The following is a 19,788-nucleotide window of genomic DNA, read 5'->3' as shown; positions in this document are numbered from 1 at the left end:
TGATTTCATGGTTGCAACCTTTCCTTAACAAGCGCCGCTATTATTGACCCATCGGCAGTGTTGCCGACTTGTGATTTCACTTGGCCAATGACTTGACCCATCTGTTGCAGCCCATCTGGTTTTACCTGGAAAACAATTTCATCGATAATTGCCTCAAGCTCGGTTTGACTCAATTGCGTAGGCAGGTACTCTTCGATAATTGCTTTTTCGGCCAACTCTTTATCAGCCCGTTCTTGTGAACCGCCTTGTACATACAGATCTGAGCTCTCCTGGCGCTTTTTTGATTCCTTGGCAAAAAGCGTTAGAATTTCATCGTCATCCAAACCATTTTCGCGTTTGCCCGCTGCCACCTCAGCATACAATATGACACTTTTTAAGCCTCGCAAACACTCCAAACGCAAAGAATCACCAGCCAACATGGCAGATTTCACATCATCTTGGAGACGCTGTTTTATGCTACCCATCAGAACTGATTATTACTTTTGGCCAAGCTTAATTTTTTTCAGCTTGATAGCCTTACGCTGATTACGAATGATCGCCTTGCTGCGACGCTCACGCTTGCTCAGTGGCTTTTCAAAATATTGGCCTGCTTTAACGGCGATAACAAGTCCCGACTGTTGCACACGGCGATTAAACCGACGCACCAAGTTTTCGGCGCTTTCTTTCCCGTCTTTTCTTGTAACTTCTATCATAACCGTAGGAGTATAACACTGAATAATACTAGAAGACAAGTGATTAAAACCTCGCCCTTATACGGCGTCGGGAAACACTGCCCCCCGGCGCCCCCTCTGGAGCCTGCCCGCCCTGGATGAAGCTGCCCATCAGCGCCGACGATGTAAGTTGGCCGCGCTTTTGGCGGAAGAAGCTGGCGTAACAGGGTAGCGTGTCCACACTTCACCCAAGACTTCCTTAGTCGTCACTTGCTTCTAATGCACCAGGTGATTGTTCAAATCATCTCGATGTGCCGGCAACACCTAGTTCTGCTAATTTTCCATACACACCTATAGTATCCATAGTCATTCTTCCCGCGGTTCGTAATAAATCGTCCGGGCCACGTAATACCTCTGATAAAGGCAGTTCCCGCACCGTGATTCCATTATTTTGCATACAGCGATCTCCTTACTATTTATAGTATATCAGCTACACACCATTTTGTCAAATATATCGTGGGCTAGTCCTCCGAGCTATGCAAAACTTGTTAGGCTGTAGCACTTAGCCGCTTTAGCTGACATGGCGTTTTTGCTGGGTGCGCTGGCTTTTGAGTACAATAGACTGAAGCTCTTTGAAGATGATGAACTGCTTGTTTGTGTGGTATATCTTCGTGTTGCCCTGCTTTTCACTCATGAGAAAACCAGCTTTTTCAAGACGCTTTAGCTCACGCTGAATGTTACCGGCGTCTTCCTTGATAAGCTTTGCTAGCCCACGTACGTGCGTTTTGAAGTCAGGATATTTGGCATAGATTACAATAATCTTGCGGCGCACTCGGCTGGTGATGAAAACGTCTAGCATAATCCCCGTACCCTTACCTTTACATAAGCCTTTATATTGTCGGAACGACAACGTAGTACATCTATAATAACAACGTTTGTCTAGTATTTCAACAACTTTTTTCCTCTCTCCGGCAACCTGCGTCAAGGACGGACCCTGACGCAAACCTGACGCAGTGTTTGCTTTTTGTACGCGTCAGGGTCCGTCCCTGACGCAAACGAAGCAGGCTATACTGTAGGGGTGCGGTATTATGAAGTGTTAGTTGGGGATATGCAGTACCATGGCAAAAGTGCCCTGACCTATTCGTCGGACGCTGAGCTATTGCCAGGTTCCGTTGTAAGAATTGCTTTGCGTAACCGCTCTGTGCTCGGCATTGTTTTTAGGCGAGTACCAGAGCCGACATTTACGGCCAAGCCCGTTGCCGCCGCCGCACCTGCCCAGCCGCTACCTACTGCGGCGCTCCAACTAATTGACTGGCTCTATGGGTATTATCCTTCGTCCTTTGGTGCGGTTATCCGCCAATTTCTGCCGCCCACAACCGCTTTTGTGAAGACGGCGAACGCCCCCGCACCGAGCGCAAAATCACTCACACACCCAGAACCTCTTGTTCCACATTCCAAAAAGCTACCCACCCTCACGCCCCCGCAAGTCGAAGCCTTGAAAAACATTGGCTCCTCTGGCTACCACCTCTTGCACGGCATCACTGGCAGTGGTAAGACGCGGTTGTATGTAGAGCTAGCAAAACGATCACTTGGAGCTGGTAAGTCCGCTATCGTGCTCACGCCAGAAATTGGTCTTACCGCTCAGCTAGTCGGGACTTTTGAAGGCTCATTCCCGGGCAGCGTACACGTAATGCATTCCCGGCAAACAGTCGCGCAGCGACGAAACAGTTGGTACAAAATCCTCGGCAGCGACAAACCCGTCGTCGTCATTGGCCCTCGCTCCGCACTGTTTGCACCCGTACAGAAACTTGGTCTCATTGTTATAGACGAGTCACACGATCAAGCATACAAAAGCGAATCTGCACCACATTACCGGACAGAGCGAGTTGCCGCCAAGCTCGCACAGTTACACGGCGCCTGTCTGGTCAGCGGATCCGCAACCCCGAGTGTAGAAGATTACTACCTTGCAGCTGCTAAGAATCGGCCGCTCGTATCTTTGCATGAGCTTGCCGTTCAGCGTACAGCCGAGACAGAAACTTTGGTAGTCGACCTGCGCGACCGAAGCGTACTCACACGAAGCCCTATTCTATCGACTCCGCTCCTGCAGGCACTGCAACATGCGCTTGAAACCGGCAACCAAAGCATGCTTTTCCTGAATCGTCGGGGAACGGCTGGAGCAGTGCTATGTGCTGCTTGTGGCTGGAGAGCTTTGTGTAATAACTGCGACCTCTCACTTACCTACCACGGCGACCATCACGCTATGCGCTGCCACATTTGCGGCCGCACACGGCCACTCCCCAGTAGCTGCCCCGAATGCGGCGAAACTGATATTGTACTCAAAACCATCGGCACTAAAGCTGTTGTGGCAGAAGTGAAACGACTATTCCCGCAGGCCAGAGTGAGCCGCTTTGACACCGACACCGCAAAAGCCGAGCAGCTTGAGACCCAGCTTGATACTTTGCAAGCCGGCGATGTAGACATCATCATCGGCACCCAAATGATTACGAAAGGCCTTGATTTGCCCAAGCTCACCGTCGTAGGCGTACTTAATGCCGATGCCAGCCTGCTCATACCCGACTACACGGCGAATGAACGAACGTTTCAACTTCTCACACAAGTTTTTGGCCGAACCGCCCGTGGACACGGCGATGGTACAGTTGTCATACAAAGCTACAACCCCAACCACCCCACACTACAAGCAGCCATCCATAAAAACTGGTCTACTTTTTATGAATCTGAACTCGCCGAGCGAAAATCATTTAAGTTCCCTCCTTTTGTATACCTACTCAAACTGACCTGCCTACGCGCAACCAACGGCTCGGCTGAAAAAACAGCAATGAAGTTAAGCGGACAGATACAGAAAGACCATCCCAAGTTAAACGTTGAAGGACCGTCTCCAGCTTTCCATCCTAGGGAAAGTGGCAAATACAAGTGGCAGCTCATCGTAAAAAGTACATCCCGCCAAGTTCTCGTCGATATAGCGTCCAGCCTTCCAAGTGGCTGGACTCACGATCTCGACCCAGTTAATTTACTATAGCCCCCTGTCACCGCAGTAGAATCTTAGCTAGGGTGGTGCGGCACCGCACCACTATCCGCCGCAGTTGCAAGGCACCCCCACGGCTATCATCTGATATACTAGGGCGCATGAACAAAACTCTTATTACACTTCCAAACTCGCACTTACGAGAAAGAAGTAAAAAAATTGGATTTGTGGGTGACGAAGTTAGACAGCTAATAGCTAACATGCAAGCGGCAACACTCGAATGGGAGGATGGACGTGATCATGAAGTTGGCGTGGCTCTTGCGGCTGTGCAAATTGACGAGCTGTGGCGTGCCGTTGTCATACGCAATAACTTTGATGACAAAACCGATCGGACATTCCAGGTCTTTATCAACCCAGAAATTACTAAGTATGAAGGCGAGATTATTGCCGACTACGAGGGCTGCCTAAGTATAAAAAATGTATACGGCCTAGTACCACGGCACAGCAAGGTTCGCGTAAAAGCACTCGGTCTCAACGGTAAAGAAGTGCGCCTTACGGTCGAGGGGTTTTTGGCCCGGGTATTTCAGCACGAAATAGACCACACAAACGGCATCGTGTTTATAGACCATATCAAAAATGATGAGAAGGCATTTTTTACCCTAACTAGCGAAGGTAAATTGGAGCCAAAAGACTATGAGAAAGACATAAAAAACAATGCCGACCTCTGGGACTAACAAGCGAATCATTTATTTTGGTAATGAATGTATTGCCACTGGCGTTAATTCAGATGCGCCCATTCTACGGATGCTACTCGGTAATGGCTACGATGTTGCTGCCGTAGTACTCAATGATAACGAGTCCCGTTCTCGAAAACTGAGACACTTTGCCGTGGAAACAATCGCTGTTGAGCATGATATTCCTGTTTTTAAGCCACATAAGATTGCCGATATAACCCCGGAGCTCGTCGCATTCAATGCTGCAATAGGTGTGCTGGTAGCTTTTGGGCAGCTTATTCCCCAGAATATTATTGACATATTCCCGTGGGGTATCATCAATGTTCATCCATCTTTGTTACCTAAGCACCGAGGATCAACTCCTATTGAGAGTACCCTGCTTAGCGGCGATCCAACAACTGGCGTTTGTCTTATGCTACTTTCAGCAACAATGGACGCAGGGCCACTCTTTGATTTGAGCGAGCTAAAACTGAATGGAGATGAATCAAAACTAACACTTGCCAGTGCTTTACTAAACATTGGATCGGATAGATTGCGACAGCTTTTGCCAGGTATACTAAACGGCGAAATCAAGCCTGTGCCCCAAAAGGAAGCCAACGCAACATACGACAAACGCATCAGTAAACAGGACGGCGTAATTGACTTGCAGAAACCAGCCGTGCAACTCGAACGTGAGGTCCGCGCATACATTGGGTGGCCAGGGAGCCGTACGGCCATAGCAGGAAAAGATGTAGTCATTACTGCCGCTCATGTCGCAAATAACTCCTTAGAAAACGTTGATAATAAAGCAACGTTTGTTGCCGACAAACAACTATGCCTGCAGACGGCGGACGGCATCCTTGTCGTTGACACACTCATACCTGCCGGCAAAACCGCCATGCCCGCCAGCGCGTTTTTAGCCGGTTATGGAAGACTGCTTTAACCCGAGATAAACTGCTGGTATACTGACACCGATTGGGGTATTAGCTCAGTTGGCTAGAGCGCGGCATTCGCATTGCCGAGGTCGGCGGTTCGACTCCGCCATACTCCACCAAGCAAACATTTGGTAAGCCCTACACCGGCTTGCCTCAATCTTGATTACTCTAATTAACCCAGCTCAATTAAACACCGCTGTTAGCGGCTTCAATCCCTAACGAGCGAAAACGAAGTAGTGTTCAGGGGTGGGAAGCTCGAGACATCTGGATTTACAGATTTTCTAAAGTGATTTGTAGGTGGGGTTAGAGTCAAGCGGGGCGCGGGAACGGAGCAGGCGCTGACCATTACTGTCAACGACCATCGCAACGTCTTGATAATTATTCTCAAGGTAAAGCTGGATGGTTTTTTGCTCATCTGCTGTAGGTTCGACAACGGTATAGCTTTGCGTCGTCGCTGAGGGCTGCGAAGCTTGGGCGACTTGTGGCTGTTGGTAGGGCTGCGTATAGGCCTGCTGCGAAGCATCTTGGGGCTGTCCCACGGCTGGTTGTTGCTGGGCTGTAGCTACAATTTGCGGCGCCATGCCTTTGATCTCAACTTTCAAAGCCTCAAACACATCATTTACAACCTGTTTGTAGTTAGGCAGGTTGGACTCAAGCCACTGAAGCGCTTGCGCTTGATTTTGGTCGCCGCCAGCATCTATAAAGCGCTCGAACTCTTCAAGTTGTTTATCAGTCATTTGGTTTGCCAGCTGGGTGCCGACACGAAGCTCAAGAGTTTCATAAATGTGCTGTAGCATAGCCTTCTTCTGATCTTCAGGCAAGCTACCCAGACCAAGTTCTGCTAAGAGATTGTTATCAAGCTTTAACATGACTGTATTATAACGTCCTTTCCTTCGTCTCTACAACGTAAAATTCAAGTTTATCGCCAAGTTGTAATTCAACACGACTAGTGGTTTCTAGTTCAAGCCCGCCTAATTCACCTTCTACCAGATCGTTCGCTGCATTGGGTCCGCGCTTTAAACCTTTCAAAGTGGCCAAGCCAATCTGTTCTTTACCCCTTTTCAAACGTACTAAAGCCGGCACAGTAAGCTTACCGCTTTGTACTTCGCCGCCGCATATAATCTCTGTTTTGGTTGTCTTAAAGACGCCTTTTAGCAGTAATGTTCCCATTTCTTTTTCGGTAACTTCGGGGGCAAGCAGCTTACTCAGTTCATCCTTTACGTCGTCTATCAGCTCGTATATGACGTTGTAAAGGCGTATTGAAACCTTGTCACGGTTTGCGAGGCGTTTGATATTATTGGCCACACTGGTATTGAAACCGTAAAGAATTGCCCCTGTGCTGCGAGCAAGATGAATGTCATTGTCGTTTACAACGCCCACACTGGAGCTTGCGACTCTAACGGCGACTTCTTCCGTACCAATACTCTTCAGGCTGTCCGCAACAGATGTGAGCGACCCCTGAACGTCTGCTTTAATGATAATAGGCAGTTCCTGGAGCTTGTCGGTGCGGCTTATGATGCGTAGAAGCTCGCTACTGCTCATGTCGCTTCGATTTGTACCATGCGCGCGCTCCGTAGCAACCACTGCGGATCGTTCCCGAGCTTCACGCTCTTGAGTCACTGTCTCAAACTTATCGCCAAACTCAGGCAATGTTTTGAAACCACTTATGACAACTGGCGTAGAGGGGCCGGCGGATTTGATAGGTATGCCACTGGTCGATTCGAGGTTTCTAACTTTAGCATACGTACCACCCGCAAGAACAAATTGGCCGGCTTGGAGTGTCCCCTCCTCAACCAGCGCGTGAGCTATTGGGCCACGGCCGTGTTCGATGTGTGCCTCGATAATTAAGCCCTGGGCGGGAACGGTCGGGTCGGCCTTCAGCTCATCTATATCGGCCACAAGCAAAACTGTATCAAGCAGATTTTCGAGCCCACTACCTGTTTTGGCACTAACCTCAACCATCGGCACATCACCGCCCCACGCTTTATCGTCTGCCACTACACCATGTTCGGCCAACTGACCCATAACAAGCCCGGTGTTTGCACCCTCTTTGTCCATTTTATTTATAGCTACTACAATTTTCGTCCCAGCATTTTTCGCATAGCGTATTGCCTCAACAGTTTGGGGCTTCACACCATCGTCCGCGGCGACGACAATTATGACAATATCTGTCAAATCAGCGCCATGCTGGCGGATGGCGGCAAATGCTTCGTGGCCAGGCGTGTCGAGAAATGTGATGGCACGGTTTTTATGTTCAATCTGGTAGGCTGAAATGTGCTGAGTGATCCCACCGGCCTCTCCCTTTGCAACCTGCGCGCCACGAATGGCATCGAGTAGACTGGTTTTGCCATGGTCAACATGCCCCATAACCGCAACAACGGGTGGGCGATCAACAGAACTGGCGGTAGGCGCATATTTTTTACGCTGCGGCAAGTCAGCCTCAACGACTTTGCGCACAAGGACTACATCAAGACCAAGTTCTCCAACAATTATTTGTGCCGTATCAAAATCAAGCCGTTCATTTATGGTAGCGATGATGCCGTTCTTAAAAAGCTCGCCTATAAGTCGGGTCGCGGGCAGCTGAAGCACTTCCGCCAATTCGCCGACGGTAACGTTTTCTGGCAATTCAATTTGTGCTGCCATTTCGGTATGCTCCTTTCTGACCACTCTCGCTTAGCGTGCGGACTTATTTAACACTTTTAAGACTCAAGGAAATCTTGCGTGCTTCAGTGTCTATATCAAGAACTTTGAACGTTTTCTTTTCGTTAAGCTGGAAAATTTTCTCGGGATCAACACTTTCGTCGTCGCCCATTTCGCTTACATGTACTAGCGCTTCCACACTGGAGCTTAGCTGTACGAAAGCACCAAACGGTGTTATGCGCGTAATCTTGCCTTCGACTTTATCGCCCTTCTTGAAAGATTTAACTTCCTTCAGCCAAGGGTCTTCACTCATTTGCTTGAGGCTAAGGCTAAGACGATCTTTGTCGATAGCAATAATTTTTGCCTTTACGGTTGCACCCACTTTTACGTAGTCACGTGGATTCTCAACGCGCTCCCAGCTGATTTCGCTGATGTGAATGAGCCCTTCTATGCCGTCCACGTTCATAAATGCACCAAAGTCAATCACTCCAGTCACAATACCTTCAACCTCATCACCAACTTTCAGTTCAGCAAACCTAGCTTGCATGTCATCTTTGACGGCTTCTTTTTCGGAAAAAATGAGCTTGTTGTCTTTACGACTAACGTCCAAAATACGAACTCTTAGCGGTTGAGCGGTGAGCGAGTTGAGCTTCTGTAAGATTTCATCCTTATCTGCCCCACTTACACGAGGATAATGCCCTGCTGCCAACTGAGAAACTGGCAAAAAGCCGCGAATACCTTCCAGTTCCACCAGAAGACCCCCACGATTAGCATCGTAGGCTTGAACCTCAATAATCTCGCCGGCTTCAAACACGCGCTGGAGTTCATCCCAGCCGCGATCTTTGGCCGCTCGGCGCATACTGAGCAAGGCGTAGCCTTCGTCCATTTCGGGGTCGATTATACTAACGGTGACCGGCGATCCTTCTTCGAGCGACTGGCCATGCCCAACCTCTCGGCGCATGACAATCCCGACACCGCGCGGCCCCAAGTCTATCCAGACCTGATGTTTACGGACAGAACTAATTGTTCCTTCAACCACGTCTCCAGTTTCAAGCTGTTTTAGCTCAGAACCTGCCAGCAGGTCGTCCATTGTTATTGTTGAATTGTTTGGCATTTTCTTACGATGCCTCCTTTGAAAGTGTATTTCCTACAGAATCAGTAGCTAGCGCTTACGTACTTGGACCACTCCATCTGGAAGATTACTGCTCATTATAGCTGTTTTTACTCTTTAGGTAAAGAGTTGGGTTAGTAACTGCTCACACCCCTAGCTAGCCGAGCGCAGCGAGGCTAGAAAAGTAGCTGTTCGGGTTAGTGCGCCACGTAGTGGTGCACAAGGATAGAACCGTAGCTAATGCTTGGGCACCTTTTTCAGTCTTGCTACCAAAGGATCGCTTGCGCTTCAGAACGAGCTGTCTTAGGTCTCGTTCGGCTCGGTTATTGTCACAGGGCGTATCCTTGGGCAAACAGACGAATAGTTTGTCTTGGCCTGCTCGCAGGAGTTGGGCTTTGAGCTTACGCAGCTTGTCTGGTTCACCAATGGTTGGGGCTGGCTGTTCTGCTAAGGCTTTTGTGCGTTGCCAAAGCTCATCTGCCTGGGAGCCCGTATGACTTCGTCGTACGGCTCATCTAGATACAACCGTAGATCCTGGTAAATGGCGACGAATTGTTCGTACCACCAAGTGACAGTAGGTAGCTGGTCATTCGGGAGGTTGGCATTGTAGCGGAGGTCTCGAATCACTCGGTACAGATGCACCCAGCACAGTTGCTGGAACCCGGGTAGTGTGCGGTAGGCTGGGTAGTCATCGGAGATATGGACGGCATTGCCGTCCATGCCGTGCAGCTTCTGGGCATGGGCCGCACCCCGGCTGGTGGCTAAGTGAAACAACGTCTCGGGGCTGTTTGCTGCACTCATGACCCAAGCGTAGCCGGCATTGTCTGTTGCTTGGATCTTCCAAGGCGTTTCATCGTAGTGACGAATCGGTGCGGCTCGGATGTCTGCTTTGAGTTGGTTGTAGGCTGGCAGCCAAGTCTGGTGTTGCTTGCGCAAGATGTTGGTAATCTCGCCGTCCGTGACGGTGAGTCCATACAAACTCAAGATGAGACTTGCCGCCTGAGCGTAGCTGAGACCAACACCAGCAATGAGGTGCGACACAAGGAGTCGGACATTGGGACCAAGAGCAACCTGGGCTCCGCCCAGGTCAGTGTCGTTGCCAGTGGTGACCTTGCCACAACGGTTGCACTGACCTTTGCTAATAACGTATTTGGTTACCAGTAGTGCTTGGTAGTCCGAAGTCAGCTCAGGTAGTGGAATGTCTTCCACGAATCGGTCGTGGGTTGTCACTGACTTTGGATCGAAGCTGCCACCGCAAGCACAGGCTTCAGGAAGTGGTAGCACCACTTCCTGCGTAACAGCACTTGCTGGCGGGACAGGACGACGGTAGGAGGCTTTGTTGCGTGGCTGCTTTGGTACAGAGAAAAGGTCAGGTGCAATGGGTGTACCACCCGTTGGCGGCCGTTTCTTTTTGCCGAAGACCATTGTCTGGAGTTCGGCTATCTGGATAGCTTGCTTTTCTAGCTGCGCTTGCTGCAGAGCTACCAGCTGACGGAGTGCTTTATTCTCGGCTTTGAGCTCACCAGTGACTTTGTCATACTTTCTCTTGAGTTCACGATACAGGCGTTTGTAGTTTTGACCCTCAATGAGTCGTTCCTTAATCTGTTTGTCAGTAAGTTTTTGCATGTCAGTTTTGTTTTAGTCGTCCTAAACTAAAGTTTAGTCCGACTGCCCCTGCGGGGCAAGGGGGTGTGAGCAGTTACTTAGGTTAAACTAGCCCTCGGGATTATATTCATCTGGTAGATAAGAGTCGCACGCAACCCTGCCCAAATTACATACTGCTCCATAACAAGTATCCCTGCCGTCCTTAAAAAATTCGCCTATGACACCAGCTACCCCAAGAAGTTTTTGCACAGATTTTGCAACTTCAACAGGCATCCAACGCTGCATAAAAACGTCTAGTCGGTGTCCCATAATGTAGCATTCACTATACACCTACGGGAAAAATAAAGCACCAAGCGTAAAATCTCACCCCAAACGCGACTTTCGTAATACTTTCGCTAATTCCAGTGTAGCAGTCTCTGGGCTTTCTGCGTAGTAGCGCTGAAACTGGGCTGGGGTCATGAGGTCTGGTAAGCCCATGTGCCAGCGCCGGTTCATGTAATGTTCGGCGTACTTGTCGGCCTGTTTCTGGAGCTTTGGTATGTCAGATTGTTGGTAGTCACCCCGAGGAAAACACTCGCTTCTCAGTGATTTGTTAAAGTTCTCAATGTGCGATTGTTCGTTTTTCTTGTAGGGTCGGCTGTAGCGGTGTTCTGCGACAGCCTCGACGGCCCTCACGAAAGGTCGTCTGAAATTCGCTACCGCCGTCAGACTGGTGCAGTAGGGTGCGACCATAGAACTGGTGGTGCTTGGTAAAGGCAGTGGCACCAGTGGCCATCTCTAGGTTATTACCGATGTAGACGCTGGGCTCCTTGGAAAATATGTCAATGGCGGTGTAGGCGTAGACGCCACCACCGAGATCGACGGTGTCATGCTCGACCACCTCACGCGGTGCGTGAGCCGTCACCAGGGCTTTGTGCTTCTTGTAGCGCTGCACACCAATAGCAGCTTTGGTAAAACGTCTGTGGAGGTACCGGTATACGGTCGAGAGGGCTAGGCTAATACCATGGTTTTCTTTGAGCTCTTTACGTATCTTGGCTCCACACCAACCAAACTCGTTACGAATGTCGACAATCTTCTGGATGACATATTCGGGAGTCTGAGCCCTAGGGCGACGCACCTTGCAGGCTGCTTTGCGACGGTGGAACTCACGGATACCAATCTGGCGAATCTTTGCCAGCCAGCGGTAGACGGTAGCCCTGTCCTTACTGACCACGATTGTTATTTGTTCCATGGTTGAACCAGCTCGGGACATATTCCAAGCTACTTCGTAGTGTGTTAGTGTACGCATGAGCGACACTCCTTCCTTTGTTTAGTTAGTCCTAAACGAAAGTATACGGGTGTCGCTCTTTAGTTAGCTCCGCTTTGTCGCATTGTTAGTGGGAATTTTCCGCAAGGCTTCCAAAACCTACGGTCTTTCTTACATTCTTCCGCAATAATTTCAACTTTATTGTCGCAATTCCGTTTGGAAGCTAACCCCAATAAGCTGTAGATTTTTTCGTCCCATTAGCCAAGCTCTCCGTGTTACACTATAGCCAAGCATAAGGAATGGACAAATGTATATATGTATTGATATTGGCGGTACAAAAACACTCGTTGCAGCACTAACGAATGAGGGCGTCATTAGCGAATCTGTCAGATTCCCAACACCTAAGGATTACGATGAATTTTTACGAGAATTGACCAACGCGGTAAAAGGATTTAAGACGCAAGGCTTCCGGGCTGGCGCAACCGGTATGCCGGTGACAATATTTGATAGAAAAAGATGTATCGGCGTTAGCTTTAGTAATCTCCCCTGGCAAAAAGTACCTATCCAGCGCGATTTAGAAAAGTTATTTGCTTGCCCTATGCTAGTAGAGAACGACGCCAAATTGGCCGCTTTATCCGAATCAATGTTAATCAAAGACTACCGCAAGATATTATACGTAACGATTAGCACAGGGATTGGCGAAGCTCTTGTCGTCAACAACCAAATCATTACTGCCGTGGGTGACGGGGGCGGTCGTACTATGCTTTTTGAATACAAGGGCAAGATGACACCTTGGGAGGATTTTGCGGGCGGCAAAGCAATTGCAAAAACTTACGGGAAGCCTGCATCAGAAATACACGACCCGGCTATATGGAAGAAAATTGCTCGCAATCTCACGCCAGGTTTTCTGCAATTTATCGCAATTCTTCAACCCGAGGTTATTGTTGTTGGCGGTGGCGCAGGACACTATTTGGAACGTTTCCATGACGCACTAGTAGCCGATCTAAGACAATACGAGACCCCCATGCTTCAAATTCCTCCCATCATTCCCGCACAGCGCCCAGAAGAAGCTGTTGTATATGGATGCTACGACTATGCGCGTCAAAACTACTCATAAACCATCCTCAGCGACGCTTGGGACGCAAGAGTTACTTAAGCAGCTGCGCTTGGATTACCCTGAGTACTCATTTGTTGAGTCAAGTCAGTTTTCTTGGCACGCCGGCAAGCGCCACGTCTCGTACCGCAAAAGCCCCCTGCAGAATACCCAGGGTGGTTGGGCAATTTTGCATGAACTTGGCCATGCACTGCTCGACCACAGCGAATATACGAGCGATATTGAACTAGTACAGATGGAGGTAGCGGCATGGGAAAAGGCTCATGCACTCGCCCAGCAGTACGACATGGCCATAGATGGAGAATATGTGCAAGATTGTTTAGACAGTTACCGTGACTGGTTACACGTGCGCGCTACCTGCCCCACATGCTTTGTGCGTTGTTTGCAGTCAAACACCAACACATATAGCTGCCACAACTGCGGCACCGAGTGGCATGTTACCCGTTCCCGTCTTTGCCGACCCTACAGACGAAAAAAATGAGAAACGCCAGTTTGATTTTTTTACCTCATGATGGTTATTCTGTGTGCATGACGCCCCTTTATAACTCAGCGCTTACGCAGATTTTGGGTTACTATAAAAAACAATTATCTCCGGATTCACTCCGAAGATAATTGCCTGCTTCCTTAAAAAATAAGTAAAGCGGTGACAAATCAAGCCGCGCAGTTTCCGCTACAGCGGAGCCGAGCGTGTTTGTCTTATGAACTTTTTTTAGTGCGGCGACTAATACGCCCACCAATAGCACCGTATACTCGGGCTCGCTCACGACCAGCGTCACCAGCGGCAAATCCGCCAGTTTTACCGTTTTTACCGCCCTTAGCACCGATTTTTGCATAAAAATCGCCACCGTACTTTTTCTTGTTGGTTGCTGCTGCGGCCATGCCGCCTGCTTTTGTTCCAGCCATAGGAACACCTCCTAAATTATGTTGCTCCGATAGAAAAAAGGGCTTCACGCCACCCCACACGGAAGCATGAAACCCTCTTATCCTTTCGAATTATGCTTATACTATCAAATAAACTTGCTTATGTCAACAATATATTTCTATACATATCTGCCCGATAAGTCATCCCCCTAGCCAAGTGGTTGATGCGTATGAGTATTCCACCACGTTGCGCTGGGTATGCCACGACGGGCTAACGTCTTACTTTGTAGGAACAGTACTAGTAAACTCCCCCCAAAAACCAGCAACAGCATCGTCGCGATGTCGGCGGTGCGCTGCTCTTCCACAAGCTGCATTACCTCTTGTTGTACGGGAAATCGCACGCGAACGAGCACACTACCATCGATATTCTGTTGGATAAATGTAAGTGAGACATCCGGAGTACCATCGTAGGCAAGCTGCAGACGAATGGTTTCTCCCAGCTTCACGGCTGTCTCCTTGCCCTCGGGCAAAAATCGTATATTTAGCGTACCATTTTTAATACTAATTATTTCAAACGTACGATCATGCAAACGGAACCGTTCTCCCGGCAACAGGAAAGCATATTTGATATCCTTATACACAAGCAGCACATAGCCACCCGCAGGTTGGTTTTCTGCGCTGGTGTCAAGGTAGATTGGTTTTGTTCGCAGAAACAGTTTTGCTGCTTCACCTTGGGTTGGAACGGCGAACTGAGACAGCTGGTGCGTAATAAGTTGTGGCTGCTTTGCGTAAAGCTCTGGTACAACTAAAGCACCACAACCCGGCACAATAACGTACCTGAGACTACCATCATCACGAACCACCGTTGTCAGCACGCAACTAATCTGTGTGATGTTCTGTCGCAAAGAAACAATCGGTAGTGCACTGCCCCTCTGCGGAGGCAACGCAGCGATCCACACGCCAGCCAGCAGAGCACAAATCAATACCTTTTTCATTGCGCGATAATGGTTATGGTAAGTCCAACGCTATAAGTACCAGGCAACTGCTCGGCTGGGATGTTTTGGCGCAGCGTGACCCCTGTTAATTCCCAGTAGCATTCCGTGTTTGAACCCGAGGCAGCAGTCATGAGATTGATTGCATCGACGGTTCCATCATCGTAGTCTTCGTCACTTCCGCGGGTCACATTGGAAACCGAACATCCTAGTTGCGGCGTAATCGTACTGAGCGCCGGTTCGACACGCAGTTTACCTGCAACAGAATCACTATCAGATCCGTCGCTACACCCCGCTGGCGAACCAGTAATGTCATTGAAGTCGTACTGCGCCGTATTACCAACATTATCCCACAACGCATTAACTCCGCCCGTCGGAGCAATTGACAGCACCCAGCTCGCATTGGCAGACATATTCGTTACGCGGATTCTTTGTTCGGTAGCACCCAGTGTTGCGTTGCTTTCAGCGCAGTTAAAAACCAGGCCGAGACTACCAAATCCAACTGAAGGAGAACCGACGGTCGCACCCCCACTGTCGACAATATCGACACTAAGACCTCCCGTCGGGGGCACTCTCCAGACCGCGTAACGGTACAAACCACCGTTCGTGTTAGTTGCCGTATTGGTTCCTACGGTAAATCCACTTGCATTAATTGCGGTGATTGCGGTAGCGGTGTTGGCTGTATTTGGAAATAATTGAGTAGCCGTACCGGCGAGAGTTGATGGGCGCAGTACCCCCGCAACCGCCGTAGAACGCTTAACCCAAATGGCATCAGACCAAAATGGTGCTGCCACTTGCCTACCGTTTACGCCATTACCAGTGTAGGAGCCGACGCTAAAGTTCGTACCAGATTTGAAAGCAAACCATCGGTATAAAGAGCCACTGCTATTGACGGCTGCATTAGTACCGGCCTGAAAGCCATTTGCCAACAAGCTTTGCACAGTATTTGCGGCATCAGCGGTGGCAGCAAAAAAACTGCTTATATCACCGCTATGCGCACTTGTGCGAAACGTTGCCGCTGTGGTTGAGTTTCTTTTCATGGCAACTAAATCTGGCTGAAACGGTATGTCCGCTATCCCTCGGCTACCTATACCATTCCCATGGTATACTCCCGTTGCAAAATCTGCCGAACCGCTGCTCGTGTCTGATGTATACGCATTGCCAAAGGCTTGCCAGTGGTAGGTATTTCCGTTGGTATTTGTAACAGTGCTTGTTCCCAGGCTAAAATCGTCGCTACCGAGTGATGTTATCCCTCCAGCAAAATCTGCCGTTGCAGATGCAAAATATGCTGTAGTGTCCCCTGCCATCTGTTTTATGCGAAAAACGGCAAAGTTTGCGGCGTTGTCCTTTACGATAACTAGGTCGGGAGCAAAACCTATGGCGCTTATTGAACGTGCTGCGCCGTTACCAGTATATGACCCTTGTGCCATACTAAATGTACCGGTACCTGCTGGGCTTGGTGCCCCGCCGAAAGCAAACCAATACATTGTTGTACCTGTCTGATTGACATTGACTCCCGCCCCAACCTGAAATCCATCGCTCTGCATAGCCTGTACCATATTGACCCCATCTACTACTACATCACTCAGATAGCTTGAAAGGTCTCCAAAATGCTTATCGCCTGACATGATAGAGCGTCGGTTATTTGCCGTTGCGCTTGTGCTGTTTTTTACGACAACAAGGTCTGGCTGGAAACCAACGCCGGTGATATCTTGGTTGTCAGTAGCGTTGCCGCTATATGTTCCTTGAGCAAAGCTACCAGCTCCGCCCCGGAAGGCAAAAAAGTTATAAACACCGCCGTTTACATTATCTGTTGCCCCAACCGTAAAACTGGTTGCAGCAAAGCTTGCAATGTAATTCCCTGCCGTATCTGCAGCGGTCGTCGTGAAAAACTCAGTCCGATTTGCAGCCATTGCCGCTGTGCGAAAATGAGCTCCAACATTTGTAGAGCGCTTCACGGTTACCATGTCTGGCTGAAACCCGGTCGTAATTGCTCGGCTCGCAGCACCGTTTCCGGTATATGTGCCCATACAAAAATAACCCGTCGATGAGCAATCTGAGCCAGTAAACGCATACCAGCGGTACAGTACATTTGCCGTATTGACATTGGCAAGTGTAGCAACACTAAAACCATCGGCGTTCAGTGTAATGTTATTTGCCGTGTTGTCGACCGTTCCGTTAAAATACGCCACGTTGGCAGCTGGCATTGCGCTGGTCTTAAAGACGGAAACTCCAGCAGTCGTCGAAGCGCGGATAATCACCAGTTGCGGCTGGAAGCCAAGCCCGCTTATGGTTTTTGTGGCGCCCGTGCCTAGGTAGTAGCCAACGCGCATGCTAAAATTTGCGGCATTTGCGGGCGACGCATGAAAGATTGGGAATACTACAGCCAACATCAGCTCGGCCGCGCAAATATATGCGGTCAGTCTAGTTGTCCCGAAGCGCCAGTTACGACGCAATAAGGCTGCAGCCATCATTGACCCTTACGAAGTTTTTACACATCTCTTGCAAGAGCACACACAACTGTTGCTTACTGTCCCCATGCCGATCACGTTCATCGCTTTGTGTCACTTTTTTTGACCCTTTTGTTTGACGTTTTTTTTCGTGTCGATGTTTTACGCTTAGCAGAAGCCGCCTGTATTGGGGATGGCTCTTGCGTGGCCTGCAGTGGCGACCATTCAGTGCTTGGTGACGCCCATGAATAGCGCTTGCTCTTTCTGCTACTCCGTTTCGGTTTTGCTTGCGAGCGGATAACGACAACCCTCGGTTGCTGCAAGGCTACGTGAGGCTGCGACACTGTTGGCTGAGACTGAGCAGGCGCCGTAGCAGCTGGTAATTCCCAATCTTGTGGCGCGGGCTGAGCTACTGGCGTGACAGGCTGAACAGGCTCTGGCGTCTCAAGGGCTTTTTCTACTGTATCATCTGCTACTTCTTGCCAGTCAGAACGTTTCTTACGGTGTTTAGCCGCCGTCTTTGGAAGAAGCACTATTTGCCCGCTCTGAAGCATATACGGTGGACGTAAGCCATTTAACTTTGCAAGTTTTTTCCATTTACAGGCGTGTGCGGCGGCAATAGATACAATTGTGTCTCCAGCTTGCACGGTGTAGCTTTCTAGCTTTTTGTACGCAGTGCGTCGGATGTGCTTTCGGCGCAGTGTACTAATGAGTGCCCCTAGGGCAAGTAGTGGAAGGCTTAGCTCGACAGCAAGCGCCTGTGGTTTCGGCATCATAAAGAAATAGCCCGTGTCACGCCGAATCTTTTTTTGTTCTCCGTTTACCTGGTCGCCAAGCCCTGTCGCGGGGTTAGCATTGTAGCTAAGCGAGGTATATGCTCGGTAAAAACCACCCCAAAACGGCTGCTTGAACTCAAACGCCCAGCCGGTTGTAGCGCCCGCAATAACTGGATAATCAGCGGCTTTTACTTCAGTTTGTTCTCCAAAGAAGCTTTTGAGCTGGGCTCGCGCTTTTACATCGAGCGAGACATTACCGGTGTTCTTTGATATAGGCGAGACAGTATAGTTGCCTTTTTCATTCCGGGCAACGTCAACCTTCTCAATTCGCAAGTCTTTAACAATTTTTCCGGGTACAGTTATTGCTACCCGGATGGCGTTGCGGAAACCCAGCAGAACCCCCGCTCCGCTTTTTGCAGCAACATTTTTTGTGTCCTGCGCAGTAATGCACGCGCCATGTTCGCCAGGCGCCACTTTGTCGGGAACCGAAACAGTAAACGTGACGAGCTCATTGGATTTTGGAGAAACGGTGACTTCTTTTGCGGCTAGTTTAATCCATTTGCCAACCGCCGTTTTATTTTCACTATTTTGTTTACAAGAGAACGAGCCGTCGGTGGCTGAGATTGAATCCACTACGTCGACTAAAACCGTGCGCGACTCACTTGTGTAGTTGTACACCCGAACTCCATCCTCAACCACTTCCCCGCCTTTGAGCGTCAGTATAAATATGCTACGGCTGCGCGCATTATTGGGCTTCGGAAACGCCGGCGCTATTCCAATGGAGCCGGTTTCCGCGAGAACCTGGGGCGCGGCAGTAAAGAGCAGGAGGGCAACAACAAGCAATAGTCCCATTTTTTGCAGTCGTTTTCTCATCTTGCTCTTTACTGTACATTGTTTGCGCCTTTTTGACTAGAACTCGTTTATGGTTTTTTACTGCGCAATAGCAGAAATAACCATACTCAAGCTATATGTACCATCGGCCTGCTCTGCAGGAACCTTCTGGCTAAGTGTGTAACCTGTCAATTCGCCTTCCCATGCAGTAGTGCTCGTGTTGTTCATGAGCGTCACAGGGGAAGTGCTAGTAAATGCTCCGCCAGGAAGCGTAAAGGTAGGTACGTTTGCACCAGCGGTTTGGTTAAAGCTACCACCGCTAACGGTCATTTGACCACCTGTACAACCAGCGCCTGCAGCATCTTTGTAGCTGTAGCTCTCGCTGCCTGTTGTCCAGTTATCTGATGCTGGTGTCTGAGCATTGATATCAAGCTTAACGCCTGAAAGAACTGGGTTGTTCACTTTGACTTTCTGTGAAGCAGTACCGAACGTGGCGTTCTGTGTCTGACACGAGAAACTAAATGTTGTTGCCGGGAAAGCCACAGCTGGGCTTGCTACCGGTGAACCGGCACCGTCGACGATATCATACGTCAAGGTGCCAGGGTTAATTACTTGTGAAAGGCTCGTATTTGTGGCGGCAGAAACGGCTACGGGAAGTAACAGTCCAGCTACTGCAAATAGAGCTACAAGTGCACTAAGCTTTTTACGCATATGCGTAACTCCTTTGTTTTGTTTTGTTTTGTTTTTTGTTTGTAAGAACCTATGGGACTAGGTCTGTACACACTTATAATAGGCGGAGCGAAGTAGTTAATCAATAGTGTAGTGATAATTATAACGTAATATTTACAACGCTAAATTACATCGATTACATCTGTATAATT

At 49.2% G+C, this 19,788-nt stretch carries 21 protein-coding genes, 1 tRNA gene and 1 pseudogene; 6 read left to right on the top strand and 17 right to left on the bottom strand.

What is annotated here, in order from left to right:
* Positions 1 to 5 precede the first annotated feature (5 nt).
* The 4 genes from IPL85_03225 to IPL85_03210 all read right to left on the bottom strand — a co-directional run bounded on the left by IPL85_03225 (position 6) and on the right by IPL85_03210 (position 1,509).
* Positions 6 to 464: a GatB/YqeY domain-containing protein gene (locus IPL85_03225; protein ID QQS19274.1), complete on the bottom strand. Its 459-nt coding sequence runs from the start codon at positions 462 to 464 to the stop codon at positions 6 to 8.
* Between the two features lie 12 nt (positions 465 to 476).
* A complete protein-coding gene (gene rpsU / locus IPL85_03220; protein QQS19273.1) occupies positions 477 to 692 on the bottom strand; it encodes a 30S ribosomal protein S21 in 216 nt (71 codons plus the stop codon).
* Positions 693 to 951: 259 nt separating this feature from the next.
* Positions 952 to 1,107 (bottom strand): hypothetical protein, encoded by a 156-nt coding sequence (locus IPL85_03215; GenBank protein QQS19272.1) that lies wholly within the window; start codon positions 1,105 to 1,107, stop codon positions 952 to 954.
* Between the two features lie 114 nt (positions 1,108 to 1,221).
* Positions 1,222 to 1,509: an ArsR family transcriptional regulator gene (locus tag IPL85_03210; GenBank protein ID QQS19271.1), complete on the bottom strand. Its 288-nt coding sequence runs from the start codon at positions 1,507 to 1,509 to the stop codon at positions 1,222 to 1,224.
* A 219-nt stretch (positions 1,510 to 1,728) separates the two neighbouring features.
* On the opposite strand from IPL85_03210, the gene priA reads away from it, so the two are divergent.
* The 4 genes from priA to IPL85_03190 all read left to right on the top strand — a co-directional run bounded on the left by priA (position 1,729) and on the right by IPL85_03190 (position 5,400).
* Positions 1,729 to 3,687 carry a primosomal protein N' gene (gene priA / locus IPL85_03205; protein QQS19270.1) on the top strand — a complete coding sequence of 653 codons (1,959 nt, stop codon included), beginning with the start codon at positions 1,729 to 1,731 and terminating at the stop codon, positions 3,685 to 3,687.
* A gap of 107 nt (positions 3,688 to 3,794) precedes the next feature.
* Positions 3,795 to 4,367: a peptide deformylase gene (gene def, locus IPL85_03200; GenBank protein ID QQS19269.1), complete on the top strand. Its 573-nt coding sequence runs from the start codon at positions 3,795 to 3,797 to the stop codon at positions 4,365 to 4,367.
* Positions 4,348 to 5,289: a methionyl-tRNA formyltransferase gene (gene fmt / locus IPL85_03195; protein QQS19268.1), complete on the top strand. Its 942-nt coding sequence runs from the start codon at positions 4,348 to 4,350 to the stop codon at positions 5,287 to 5,289. Before def ends, fmt begins: the two co-directional genes overlap by 20 nt.
* Positions 5,290 to 5,323: 34 nt before the next feature.
* Positions 5,324 to 5,400: transfer RNA gene (locus IPL85_03190), tRNA-Ala, on the top strand.
* Between the two features lie 162 nt (positions 5,401 to 5,562).
* On the opposite strand, the gene IPL85_03185 is transcribed toward IPL85_03190, so the two are convergent.
* The 8 genes and pseudogenes from IPL85_03185 to IPL85_03150 all read right to left on the bottom strand — a co-directional run bounded on the left by IPL85_03185 (position 5,563) and on the right by IPL85_03150 (position 11,925).
* Positions 5,563 to 6,150, bottom strand: a complete 588-nt coding sequence (locus IPL85_03185) for a hypothetical protein (protein ID QQS19267.1) — start codon at positions 6,148 to 6,150, stop codon at positions 5,563 to 5,565.
* A gap of 7 nt (positions 6,151 to 6,157) precedes the next feature.
* Positions 6,158 to 7,924, bottom strand: a complete 1,767-nt coding sequence (locus IPL85_03180) for a translation initiation factor IF-2 (protein QQS19266.1) — start codon at positions 7,922 to 7,924, stop codon at positions 6,158 to 6,160.
* 43 nt (positions 7,925 to 7,967) lie between these two features.
* Complete coding sequence (locus tag IPL85_03175; protein QQS19265.1) at positions 7,968 to 9,035, bottom strand: S1 RNA-binding domain-containing protein; 1,068 nt, start codon at positions 9,033 to 9,035, stop codon at positions 7,968 to 7,970.
* A gap of 154 nt (positions 9,036 to 9,189) precedes the next feature.
* Positions 9,190 to 9,531, bottom strand: a pseudogene (locus tag IPL85_03170) (transposase).
* The gene (locus IPL85_03165) at positions 9,480 to 10,658 is read right to left on the bottom strand and encodes a transposase (GenBank protein ID QQS20410.1); all 1,179 of its coding nucleotides are present in this window, start codon (positions 10,656 to 10,658) and stop codon (positions 9,480 to 9,482) included. Before IPL85_03165 ends, IPL85_03170 begins: the two are co-directional and overlap by 52 nt.
* Before the next feature lie 87 nt (positions 10,659 to 10,745).
* Positions 10,746 to 10,946, bottom strand: a complete 201-nt coding sequence (locus IPL85_03160; GenBank protein ID QQS20409.1) for a hypothetical protein — start codon at positions 10,944 to 10,946, stop codon at positions 10,746 to 10,748.
* A gap of 54 nt (positions 10,947 to 11,000) precedes the next feature.
* A complete protein-coding gene (locus tag IPL85_03155) occupies positions 11,001 to 11,312 on the bottom strand; it encodes a transposase (GenBank protein QQS20408.1) in 312 nt (103 codons plus the stop codon).
* Positions 11,239 to 11,925, bottom strand: a complete 687-nt coding sequence (locus IPL85_03150; GenBank protein QQS20407.1) for a helix-turn-helix domain-containing protein — start codon at positions 11,923 to 11,925, stop codon at positions 11,239 to 11,241. Before IPL85_03150 ends, IPL85_03155 begins: the two co-directional genes overlap by 74 nt.
* A gap of 265 nt (positions 11,926 to 12,190) precedes the next feature.
* On the opposite strand from IPL85_03150, the gene IPL85_03145 reads away from it, so the two are divergent.
* Together IPL85_03145 and IPL85_03140 are read left to right on the top strand one after the other, a co-directional pair.
* Positions 12,191 to 13,000: an ROK family protein gene (locus tag IPL85_03145; protein ID QQS20406.1), complete on the top strand. Its 810-nt coding sequence runs from the start codon at positions 12,191 to 12,193 to the stop codon at positions 12,998 to 13,000.
* Positions 12,963 to 13,478, top strand: coding sequence for a hypothetical protein (locus IPL85_03140; GenBank protein ID QQS20405.1), 516 nt, complete (start codon positions 12,963 to 12,965; stop codon positions 13,476 to 13,478). The genes IPL85_03145 and IPL85_03140 overlap by 38 nt, the downstream gene beginning before the upstream one ends.
* Before the next feature lie 215 nt (positions 13,479 to 13,693).
* Here IPL85_03140 and IPL85_03135 read toward each other — a convergent pair whose 3' ends face one another.
* The 5 genes from IPL85_03135 to IPL85_03115 form a co-directional block, all read right to left on the bottom strand.
* Positions 13,694 to 13,900, bottom strand: coding sequence for a hypothetical protein (locus IPL85_03135; GenBank protein ID QQS20404.1), 207 nt, complete (start codon positions 13,898 to 13,900; stop codon positions 13,694 to 13,696).
* A 167-nt stretch (positions 13,901 to 14,067) separates the two neighbouring features.
* Positions 14,068 to 14,853: a hypothetical protein gene (locus IPL85_03130; GenBank protein ID QQS20403.1), complete on the bottom strand. Its 786-nt coding sequence runs from the start codon at positions 14,851 to 14,853 to the stop codon at positions 14,068 to 14,070.
* On the bottom strand, positions 14,850 to 17,324 hold the full coding sequence (locus IPL85_03125) for a hypothetical protein (protein ID QQS20402.1): 2,475 nt from the start codon (positions 17,322 to 17,324) through the stop codon (positions 14,850 to 14,852). Before IPL85_03125 ends, IPL85_03130 begins: the two co-directional genes overlap by 4 nt.
* A gap of 77 nt (positions 17,325 to 17,401) precedes the next feature.
* Positions 17,402 to 18,949: a LysM peptidoglycan-binding domain-containing protein gene (locus IPL85_03120; protein ID QQS20401.1), complete on the bottom strand. Its 1,548-nt coding sequence runs from the start codon at positions 18,947 to 18,949 to the stop codon at positions 17,402 to 17,404.
* A gap of 57 nt (positions 18,950 to 19,006) precedes the next feature.
* Positions 19,007 to 19,618, bottom strand: coding sequence for a hypothetical protein (locus tag IPL85_03115; protein ID QQS20400.1), 612 nt, complete (start codon positions 19,616 to 19,618; stop codon positions 19,007 to 19,009).
* Between the last annotated feature and the right edge of the window lie 170 nt (positions 19,619 to 19,788).

This window comes from Candidatus Saccharibacteria bacterium, assembly GCA_016699955.1.
In the GTDB taxonomy this organism is placed as follows: Bacteria; Patescibacteriota; Saccharimonadia; order Saccharimonadales; family UBA4665; genus JAGXIT01.
Note: the sequence above shows the minus strand (reverse complement) of the source record. Positions and strands in the feature narration are given on the sequence as shown.

What these genes read in the sequence shown, in the direction of transcription:
- def (QQS19269.1), top strand. Translation starts at nt 3,795, where the DNA reads ATGAACAAAACTCTTATTACACTTCCAAACTCGCACTTACGAGAAAGA.
- IPL85_03225 (QQS19274.1), bottom strand. Translation starts at nt 464, where the DNA reads ATGGGTAGCATAAAACAGCGTCTCCAAGATGATGTGAAATCTGCCATG.
- rpsU (QQS19273.1), bottom strand. Translation starts at nt 692, where the DNA reads ATGATAGAAGTTACAAGAAAAGACGGGAAAGAAAGCGCCGAAAACTTG.
- IPL85_03130 (QQS20403.1), bottom strand. Translation starts at nt 14,853, where the DNA reads ATGAAAAAGGTATTGATTTGTGCTCTGCTGGCTGGCGTGTGGATCGCT.
- IPL85_03120 (QQS20401.1), bottom strand. Translation starts at nt 18,949, where the DNA reads ATGAGAAAACGACTGCAAAAAATGGGACTATTGCTTGTTGTTGCCCTC.
- IPL85_03175 (QQS19265.1), bottom strand. Translation starts at nt 9,035, where the DNA reads ATGCCAAACAATTCAACAATAACAATGGACGACCTGCTGGCAGGTTCT.
- IPL85_03140 (QQS20405.1), top strand. Translation starts at nt 12,963, where the DNA reads ATGGATGCTACGACTATGCGCGTCAAAACTACTCATAAACCATCCTCA.
- IPL85_03160 (QQS20409.1), bottom strand. Translation starts at nt 10,946, where the DNA reads ATGGGACACCGACTAGACGTTTTTATGCAGCGTTGGATGCCTGTTGAA.
- IPL85_03185 (QQS19267.1), bottom strand. Translation starts at nt 6,150, where the DNA reads ATGTTAAAGCTTGATAACAATCTCTTAGCAGAACTTGGTCTGGGTAGC.
- IPL85_03135 (QQS20404.1), bottom strand. Translation starts at nt 13,900, where the DNA reads ATGGCTGGAACAAAAGCAGGCGGCATGGCCGCAGCAGCAACCAACAAG.
- IPL85_03215 (QQS19272.1), bottom strand. Translation starts at nt 1,107, where the DNA reads ATGCAAAATAATGGAATCACGGTGCGGGAACTGCCTTTATCAGAGGTA.
- IPL85_03180 (QQS19266.1), bottom strand. Translation starts at nt 7,924, where the DNA reads ATGGCAGCACAAATTGAATTGCCAGAAAACGTTACCGTCGGCGAATTG.
- IPL85_03165 (QQS20410.1), bottom strand. Translation starts at nt 10,658, where the DNA reads ATGCAAAAACTTACTGACAAACAGATTAAGGAACGACTCATTGAGGGT.
- IPL85_03150 (QQS20407.1), bottom strand. Translation starts at nt 11,925, where the DNA reads ATGCGTACACTAACACACTACGAAGTAGCTTGGAATATGTCCCGAGCT.
- IPL85_03145 (QQS20406.1), top strand. Translation starts at nt 12,191, where the DNA reads ATGTATATATGTATTGATATTGGCGGTACAAAAACACTCGTTGCAGCA.
- IPL85_03210 (QQS19271.1), bottom strand. Translation starts at nt 1,509, where the DNA reads ATGCTAGACGTTTTCATCACCAGCCGAGTGCGCCGCAAGATTATTGTA.
- fmt (QQS19268.1), top strand. Translation starts at nt 4,348, where the DNA reads ATGCCGACCTCTGGGACTAACAAGCGAATCATTTATTTTGGTAATGAA.
- IPL85_03125 (QQS20402.1), bottom strand. Translation starts at nt 17,324, where the DNA reads ATGATGGCTGCAGCCTTATTGCGTCGTAACTGGCGCTTCGGGACAACT.
- IPL85_03115 (QQS20400.1), bottom strand. Translation starts at nt 19,618, where the DNA reads ATGCGTAAAAAGCTTAGTGCACTTGTAGCTCTATTTGCAGTAGCTGGA.